Genomic DNA, 8,553 nt, shown 5'->3' with positions numbered 1-8,553 from the left:
CCGAGGCGCTGCGCTCCGGCGCCGCGGGCCCGGCGGACGGGCCGCTGCGGGCGGGCGCGCTGACCCTGGACCCGGCCCGCCGCACCGCCTCGGCGGGCGGGAGCCCGGTGGCGCTGACCGCCACCGAGTTCGACCTGCTGGCGTTCCTGATGGGCAACCCCGGCCGGGCGTTCACCCGCGAACAGCTGCTGGCCGCCGTCTGGGGCCCGGCCGCCGACACCGGCAGCCGCACCGTGGACGTCCACATCGCCCAGCTGCGCGCCAAGATCGGCGCCACCGGTCCCATCCGCACCGTGCGCGGCGTCGGCTACGTCCTCGACCCCTGAGCCCCCGAACCCTGATCCGCGCCCGGCCCCTGCAATAGGCTGGACGGCGTGACCCGCGCACCCGCTCCGGTGGCCGGAACCGGCCGGGGCCTGCTGCTCCCGCTGGCGGTGCTGGCGGGCGTCGCCGCCGCCGTGGCGGTCCTGGCCGTCCGGGACCCGCACGAGCCCGGCCACTATCCGGCGTGCCCGTTCCTGATGATGACGGGCCTGTACTGCCCGGGGTGCGGCGGCCTGCGGATGGTCAACGCGCTCGCGCACGGGCGGGTCGGGGCCGCCTTCGACAGCAACCCCCTGGCGTTCCTGCTGCTGCCGGCGGCGGCCTGGCTGTGGACGGTCTGGACGATCCACCGGGCGCGCGGCCTGCCGACGCGGTCGGCGCTGCTGACGCGGAACGCCGGGATCGCCCTGCTGGTGGTGGCGGTGGCGTTCGGGACCGCGCGCAACCTGCCGTTCGCGGGTTTCCTCGCGCCGTGACCGGCCGCCGGGCGGCCCGGCGGAGGGGCCGGGTTGGGTCGCGCCCGGCGGGTGCGGCTACGATCGGTGCACGGATCGAGCGGAACATAGGGGGCCTACCGCGGTGAGCGTTCTCGACGAGATCATCGAAGGAGTTCGGGCCGATCTCGCCGAAAGGCAGCGAGAGGTGTCGTTGGACGCCCTCAAGGAGAAGGCGGCCCAGGCACCGGCCCCCCGCGACGCGCTGGGCGCGCTGCGGAGCCAGGGCGTGTCGGTCATCGCGGAGGTCAAGCGGTCCAGCCCCTCCAAGGGCGCGCTGGCCGCCATCGCCGACCCGGCGGCGCTGGCCCGCGACTACGAGGCGGGCGGCGCGAAGGTCATCAGCGTGCTGACCGAGCGGCGGCGCTTCGGCGGCAGCCTGGCCGACCTGGAGGCCGTGCGCGCCAGCGTGGACCTGCCGATCCTGCGCAAGGACTTCATCGTCACCTCCTACCAGCTGTGGGAGGCCCGCGCCCACGGCGCCGACCTCGCCCTGCTGATCGTCGCGGCGCTGGAGCAGGACGCCCTGGTGTCGCTGGTGGAGCGGGCCGAGTCGATCGGCCTGCTGCCGCTGGTCGAGGTCCACACCGCGGAGGAGGCCGAACGCGCCGTCGACGCGGGCGCCAAGGTCATCGGCGTCAACGTCCGCGACCTGAAGACCCTCAAGGTGGACCGCGAGGTGTTCGCCCGCGTCGCCCCGTCGATCCCCAAGGGCATCGTCAAGATCGCCGAGTCGGGGGTGCGCGGCCCGCACGACCTGCTCGCCTACGCCTCCTCCGGGGCCGACGCGGTGCTGGTCGGCGAGAGCCTGGTCATCGGCCGGGAGCCGCGCGCGGCCGTGGCCGACCTGGTCGCCGCCGGGGCGCACCCGGCGCTGCGGCAGGGCGGCTGAGCCCGGGCGGGCCGAGAAGGATAGGATCCGGCCATGCCGATGGAACCTCTGCGCGAACGATGGCGCGCTTGTCCGACGTCTAACTGAACGGCCCCCTTCCGTCGGGGCCGTGGTCCCCGCACCCGCGGGGATGATCCCGGACAAGCCCTCTCTCGCACGACAGGACGCGAAAACCTCATGACCATCGACGGCGCGCGGGGTTCTGCCCTGCCCGAATCCTCTCTTCCCGACGCCTCCGGCCACTTCGGCGTGTTCGGCGGCCGGTTCGCTCCCGAGGCCCTGATGGCGGCCCTGGACGAGCTGGACCGCGAGTTCGCCGCCGCCCGCCAGGACCCGGCGTTCATGGGCGAGCTGAACGACCTGCTGAAGAACTACGCCGGCCGTCCCAGCCTGCTGACCGAGGCCAGGCGGTTCGCCGAGCACGCCGGGGGCGCCCGGATCCTGCTCAAGCGCGAGGACCTCAACCACACCGGCTCCCACAAGATCAACAACGTGCTGGGGCAGGCCCTGCTCACCCGGCGCATGGGCAAGCGGCGCATGATCGCCGAGACGGGCGCGGGCCAGCACGGCGTGGCCACCGCCACCGCCGCCGCCCTGCTCGGCCTGGAGTGCACCGTCTTCATGGGCGAGGTCGACACCGAGCGCCAGGCCCTCAACGTCGCCCGCATGCGGATGCTGGGCGCCGAGGTCGTCCCGGTGAAGACCGGCAGCCGCACCCTCAAGGACGCCTGCAACGAGGCGTTCCGCGACTGGGTCGCCACCGTCGACGACACCCACTACTGCGTCGGCTCCACCATGGGCCCGCACCCGTTCCCGATGATGGTCCGCGAGCTGCAGCGCATCATCGGCGTGGAGGCCCGCCGGCAGGTCCTGGACCTGGTCGGCCGCCTGCCCGACGCCGTCGTCGCCTGCGTCGGCGGCGGCTCCAACTCGATCGGCGCGTTCCACGCGTTCATCGACGACAAGGACGTCCGGCTGTGCGGCTTCGAGGCCGCCGGCGACGGCGTGGAGACCGGACGGCACGCCGCCACCATCACCGGCGGGCGCGTCGGCGTCATCCACGGCATGCGCACCTACCTGCTCCAGGACGAGGACGGCCAGACCGTCGAGTCCCACTCCATCTCCGCCGGGCTGGACTACCCCGGCGTCGGCCCCGAGCACTCCTGGCTGCACGAGACCGGCCGCGGCGAGTACCGGCCGATCACCGACGCCGAGGCGATGGAGGCGTTCGCGCTGCTGTGCCGCACCGAGGGCGTCATCCCGGCGATCGAGTCGGCGCACGCCCTGGCCGGCGCCCTCAAGGTCGGCCGGGAGCTCGGCCCCGACGGCGTCATCGTCGTGTGCCTGTCGGGCCGCGGCGACAAGGACATGGAGACCGCCGCCGAGTACTTCGGTCTGATGCCGCAGGGAGAGGGCCAGTGAGCGCCAAGACCGCCTACGACAAGGCCAGGGCCGAGGGGCGCGCCGCGCTGGTCGGTTACCTGCCCGCCGGGTTCCCCGACTACCAGGGCGCGGTCGACGCCGCCCGCGCGATGGTCGACTCCGGCTGCGACGTCATCGAGATCGGCCTGCCCTACAGCGACCCGATGATGGACGGTCCGATCATCCAGGACGCCGTCCACCGGGCGCTGGTCGGCGGCATCCGCCTCGCCGACGTGTTCCGCACCGTCGAGGCCGTCGCCGCCACCGGCGTCCCCACCCTCGTCATGACCTACTACAACCCGGTCGACCGGTACGGGGTGGAGGCGTTCGCGCGGGACCTGAGGTCGGCGGGCGGCTGCGGCCTGATCACCCCCGACCTGTCCCCGGAGGAGGGCGGCGAGTGGATCGCCGCCGCCGACGCCCACGACCTGGACAAGGTGTTCCTGGTGGCGCTGTCGTCCACCGACGAGCGCATCGAGAAGATCACCACCGCGTGCCGGGGGTTCGTCTACGCCGCGTCCCTGATGGGCGTCACCGGCGCCCGCACGGCCCTGGACACCGGCGCGCCCCGCCTGGTGGAGCGCACCCGCCAGATGATCGCCAAGCGGGAGCTGGACCTGCCGGTCGGGCTCGGCCTGGGCGTCTCCGACGGCGCGCAGGCCGCCGAGATCGCCGGGTTCGCCGACGGCGTGATCGTCGGGTCGGCGTTCGTCCGCCGCCTCCTCGAGGCCCCCGACCGCAAGGCGGGCCTGGCCGCCGTCGGCGCACTCGCCGCGGAGCTGGCCGCCGGCGTCCGCCGCCAGGTGTGACCACGGTATGTGACCGGTAACGGCTGACCGGAAACCCGGGGGAGCGCGGGACACACCGCGTTCCCCCGGTGCGTTCGTACGCGGACCTTATGCCCGGTCCCCTAAGGTGATGTCCGCCGGGGCCGGGGGCCCACGACCCCCTCCGCCCCGGCGACCGGACGGACGCGGAAGGATCGACGATGGTGCAGCACGCCGAGGCGCCGGACAGCGGCGCGGCCGGGAACCGCCCCGGACCCGCGCGCCCCCGGTGGTTCACGCTCCCGGCCTGGGTCCTCACCCTGGCCGGACTGGGGATCTCGGTCTACCTGACGGTGGCGCACTACAACAAGGGAGCGATGGTCTGCACCACCAGCTCGACCATCGACTGCCACTCGGTCACCAACAGCGACTACTCCGACCTGCTCGGCATTCCGCTGCCGCTGCTGGGACTGGGGTTCTTCGTCGCCTTCGCCGTGCTCATCACCCCGCCCGCGCTGCGCTCGCCCAGCCCCCTGCCGCGCTGGGCGCGGCTGGGCAGCGTGATCGTCGGCATGCTGTTCGTGATCTACCTGGTGACCGTGGAACTGGCGATCCTGCACAAGATCTGCCTGTGGTGCACCGGTGTCCACGCGATCACTATCCTGCTGTTCGTCCTGGTGCTGGCCGACGAGTTCCGTCGGATCGGCCAGGCCGACTAGCCTTTCGAACCCACACCAGGTCTTCGTCCGCGCGGCGCCAGGGCCGCGCGCCCGACATAGGAGTTCCCATGAGCAAGGCCGCACGGGAGCGGTCCGCGCGCGAGCGCCTCGCCGCCGAACGCGCCAAGCAGGCCGCCCGGCAGAAACAGCAGCGCCTGCTGGCCATCGTCCTCGGCGCGGTGGTCGTGATCGGCGCGATCGTGGCGGTGACCGTGGTGGTCCTGGACCAGAAGAGCAAACGCGACCAGGTCGCCGCGCCCTACACCGGTCCGCAGGCCCCGCTCACCCGCGAGGCCGACGGCTCGATCGCGATGGCCAAGGCGGGCGTGACCAAGCCGGTGCTGGAGGTCTTCGAGGACTTCCAGTGCCCGGCCTGCAAGGAGTTCGAGGAGACCCTCGGCAAGGACATCAAGCAGCTGGCCGCCGAGGGCAAGGTCAAGGTCGTCTACCGGCCGTTCCACCTGTTCAGCCAGCAGCCCGACCCGATCAAGTCCAACTCGCTGCGCTCGGCCGCCGCCGCCATGTGCGTCCCGGCCGACAAGTGGCTCTCCTACCACGACGCGCTGTTCAAGTTCCAGCCGCGCGAGGGCTCGGCGGGCTTCGCGCCCAAGGACCTGGTCGGCTGGGGCAAGGACGTGGGCGTCACCGACGCCGGCTTCGAGAAGTGCGTGACCGGCCAGGAGAAGAAGGCCCAGGTCGACGCCATGACCAAGTACGCGCTGGACGACCGCAAGGTCACCGGCACGCCCACCGTCATGCTGGACGGCCGCAAGCTGGAGGGCCAGGCCCTGAACAACCTCAAGGCCACCGTCGAGTCCGCCGGGAAGGCCGCCAAGTAACCCGGCCCGGACCCGTCCGTGAGCGCCGCTCCCCGCCCGGGGAGCGGCGCTCACGCCGTTACCGGGCCACCGACCGCAAAACGATCGCCGACACGACGCGAACCGGGCGCCGAAGGCGGTAACGTCAACGCTCATGCAGCCGCTCGCCTCCATTCCGAGCCCGTCCCAGGGCGTCTGGCACCTCGGACCGATCCCGCTCCGCGCCTACGCCATCATGATCATCCTTGGCATCGTCGTCGCGGTATGGCTCGGCGAGCGGCGCTGGGCCGCCAAGGGCGGCACCCCCGGCATGATCATCGACATCGCCATCTGGGCGGTCCCGTTCGGCCTGATCGGCGGCCGCCTCTACCACGTGGTCACCGACTGGCAGCGCTACTTCGGCGAGGGCCAGGACCCGATCAGGGCCCTCAAGATCTGGGAGGGCGGCCTCGGCATCTGGGGCGCGGTCCTGCTCGGCGCGGTCGGCGCCTGGATCGGCTGCCGCCGCCACGGCGTGTCCCTGGCCGCCCTCGGCGACGCCATCGCGCCCGGGATCGCCCTCGCGCAGGCCATCGGCCGCTGGGGCAACTACTGGAACCAGGAACTCTACGGCCGCCCCCTGAACGCCCCCTGGGCCCTGGAGATCGACCGCGCGCACCGCCCGTCCGACCCCAAGTACCTCGACATCGCGACCTACCACCCCACGTTCCTGTACGAGTCGCTGTGGTGCGTGGGCGTGGCCCTGCTGGTGCTGTGGGCCGACCGCCGCTTCAAGCTGACCCACGGCCGCGCGTTCGCGCTGTACGTCGCCGCCTACACCGTCGGCCGCTTCTGGATCGAGTGGCTGCGCATCGACGACGCCCACCACTTCCTGGGCATGCGCCTGAACGACTGGACCGCGCTGGTCGTGTTCGTCGGGGCGGTCGCCTACCTGTTCTGGGCGCGCAACCGCACCGGCGAGGAGACGGTCGTGGCCCCCGCCGCCGCCCACGCCGTGGACGCGCCTGAGAAGCCCGCCACCGACCCGACCCCGGACGCCGAGCAGCAGGACACACCCACCCCCGGAACGCCCACCAGCGCCCCCGAGAACGCCGACTCCGACCCGGCCGAACCCCCGACCGAGCCGAAAACGGCCCCCACCACCCCCGAAGACCAGCCCGAGCCCACCACAGGCGAGGCCGACCCCGTCGCAGAGCAGGCCGAGCCCGCAGACGAGGCGTTCACGCCCGAGCCGGAGAAGGCCCAGGCCGAGCCGACCGCGGATCAGGCCGAGCCCGCTTCCGAGCAGGCCGACCCCATCGACGAGCAGCCCGAGCCCGCCACGAGCGAGGCCGACCTCATCACAGAGCAGGCCGAGCCCGGGCACAAGGCGTTCACGCCCGAGCCGGAGACCACCCAGACTGAGCCGACCCTGGCTCAGGCCGAGCCCGTTTCCGAGCAGGCCGAGCCCGTTTCCGAGCAGGCTGAGCCCATCGACGAGCAGGCTGAGCCCGCTGCGGGTCAGGTCGAGCCCGTTTCCGAGCGGGTCGAGCCCGTCACGGGTGAGGCCGATCCCATCGCAGAGCAGGCTGAGCCTGCGCACGAGGCATTGACGGCGGAGCCGGAGACGGTTCAGGACGAGCCCGCCGTGGCTCAGGCCGAGCCCGCGCACGAGGCGTTCACGGCCGAGCCGGAGACGGTCCGGGCCGAGCCGACCGCGGATCAAGTCGAGCCCACCTCCGAGCAGGCCGAGCCCGCCACGAGCGAGGCCGACCTCATCACAGAGCAGGCTGAGCCTGCGCACGAGGCATTGACGGCCGAGCCGGAGACGGTTCAGGACGAGCCCGCCGTGGACCAGGACGAGCCCACGCACGAGGTGTTCAGGGCCGAGCCGGAGACGGCCCGGGCCGAGCCGACCGTGGCTCAGGTCGAGCCCGCTTCCGAGCGGGTCGAGCCCGTTACGGGTGAGGCCGACTCTGGCGCAGAGCAGGCTGAGCCCGCGCGCGAGGCGTTCACGGCCGAGCCGGAGACCGCTCGGGCCGAGTCCGCCGCGGACCAGGGTGAGCCCGCTCGGGAGGACGTGTCCGAGGGGTCCGTGAACGGGGTCGACAAGGCCGGGGACGCGTCTGAGGGCGAGGGTTCGGACAAGGTCGACGCGGGGCCGGTGAAGGACGCCAAGTAGCCGTTCGCGCCCGGGACCGTCGCCCGCCGTTCGGTGGTGGGCGGCGGTCTTTGGTTTCGGGAGGTCCGGATAGGGAGGAAACGCCCGTTTGGGCGCGCGAAGGGTGGCGGGACCGCTAAGCTCCCGGACGTGATCGAGGCACGTGAGACCAACGCTCCCCAGGCGGCGCCCGCGTCCGGCGGGCGCGACCCCCGGCCTGGCGGCCCCGCGCGCCGGCTCCCCTCGCCCAAGGTGCTCTTCGCCGCGGCGGCCGCCCTGGTGGTGGTCGTGGCGGCGGCCGTGGCCGCCCTGGTCCTGACCGGCGGCGACGACAAGAAGACCGCCGCCGGGTCCCCGCAGCTCCAGCCGGTCGCCTACACCCCCGACTACGACGTGGACGGTCTGGCGAAGCTGGCCAGACGCGACGCCGACCGGCGGCCCCTGACCGAGGCCGAGGTGTTCGGCGCCGACGCCAGGACCGTCAGGACGGGCCAGTACTCCTTCACGCTCGCCGGATCGCAGGTGTCGGCCGACTGCAACGCCGTCACCTGGGGTCAGCGGCTGCAGGCCGACCTGGCCAAGCACGGCTGCTCCCAGATCGCGCGCGGCGCCTACGTCAGCGCGGACCGGCAGCACGTCGGCCAGTTCATCGTGATCAATCTCAACGACGTCGAGGGCGCCCGGCAGATCCTGCGGGACCTGGACCCGGCCACCGACGCCGGTTTCGTGCGCCCGCTGGAGGCCAAGGGCGGGCCCGCGTTCGCCAAGGGGTTCAGCGCCGCCTACGCGCGCGCGTTCGGCCACTACGCGACGGTGGTGTGGGTGCAGCGCGCCGGTGGGGCCCAGCCCGCCAACCTCAACGAGATGATCAACGTGAGCCTGCCGGTGGAGAAGCCCGCCGACTTCGTGTGGGGTCGTCTCCAGATGGCCGGCGACAGGTAGTCTGCGCGCTCGTGGACCACGACGAACCCGGCCGG

Annotated in this window: 9 protein-coding genes; all 9 read left to right on the top strand. The window is 73.0% G+C overall.

The window, feature by feature from the left end; all coding sequences use genetic code 11:
- On the top strand, positions 1 to 326 hold a 326-nt coding region (locus AKI01S_RS46980; RefSeq protein ID WP_169814140.1), incomplete at its 5' end, for a winged helix-turn-helix domain-containing protein.
- Positions 327 to 374: 48 nt separating this feature from the next.
- A complete protein-coding gene (locus AKI01S_RS46975) occupies positions 375 to 800 on the top strand; it encodes a DUF2752 domain-containing protein (protein ID WP_157420684.1) in 426 nt (141 codons plus the stop codon).
- Between the two features lie 103 nt (positions 801 to 903).
- Positions 904 to 1,710, top strand: a complete 807-nt coding sequence (gene trpC, locus AKI01S_RS46970) for an indole-3-glycerol phosphate synthase TrpC (RefSeq protein WP_067833159.1) — start codon at positions 904 to 906, stop codon at positions 1,708 to 1,710.
- A 177-nt stretch (positions 1,711 to 1,887) separates the two neighbouring features.
- Positions 1,888 to 3,132 (top strand): tryptophan synthase subunit beta, encoded by a 1,245-nt coding sequence (trpB, locus tag AKI01S_RS46965; RefSeq protein ID WP_067833157.1) that lies wholly within the window; start codon positions 1,888 to 1,890, stop codon positions 3,130 to 3,132.
- Positions 3,129 to 3,941 carry a tryptophan synthase subunit alpha gene (gene trpA, locus AKI01S_RS46960; RefSeq protein ID WP_067833153.1) on the top strand — a complete coding sequence of 271 codons (813 nt, stop codon included), beginning with the start codon at positions 3,129 to 3,131 and terminating at the stop codon, positions 3,939 to 3,941. The genes trpB and trpA overlap by 4 nt, the downstream gene beginning before the upstream one ends.
- 179 nt (positions 3,942 to 4,120) lie before the next feature.
- Positions 4,121 to 4,618, top strand: a complete 498-nt coding sequence (locus AKI01S_RS46955; protein ID WP_067833150.1) for a vitamin K epoxide reductase family protein — start codon at positions 4,121 to 4,123, stop codon at positions 4,616 to 4,618.
- A 68-nt stretch (positions 4,619 to 4,686) separates the two neighbouring features.
- Entirely contained in the window at positions 4,687 to 5,457 is a 771-nt protein-coding gene (locus AKI01S_RS46950) for a DsbA family protein (RefSeq protein ID WP_067833147.1), read from the top strand.
- A gap of 133 nt (positions 5,458 to 5,590) precedes the next feature.
- Positions 5,591 to 7,597, top strand: a complete 2,007-nt coding sequence (gene lgt, locus AKI01S_RS54805; protein WP_084000940.1) for a prolipoprotein diacylglyceryl transferase — start codon at positions 5,591 to 5,593, stop codon at positions 7,595 to 7,597.
- A 129-nt stretch (positions 7,598 to 7,726) separates the two neighbouring features.
- Entirely contained in the window at positions 7,727 to 8,518 is a 792-nt protein-coding gene (locus AKI01S_RS46940) for a hypothetical protein (protein WP_067833144.1), read from the top strand.
- Positions 8,519 to 8,553: the final 35 nt, after the last annotated feature.

The sequence above is a fragment of the Actinomadura kijaniata NBRC 14229 genome, assembly GCF_001552175.1.
Lineage (GTDB): Bacteria > Actinomycetota > Actinomycetes > Streptosporangiales > Streptosporangiaceae > Spirillospora > Spirillospora kijaniata.
This window is presented reverse-complemented; position numbering and strand designations above follow the sequence as displayed.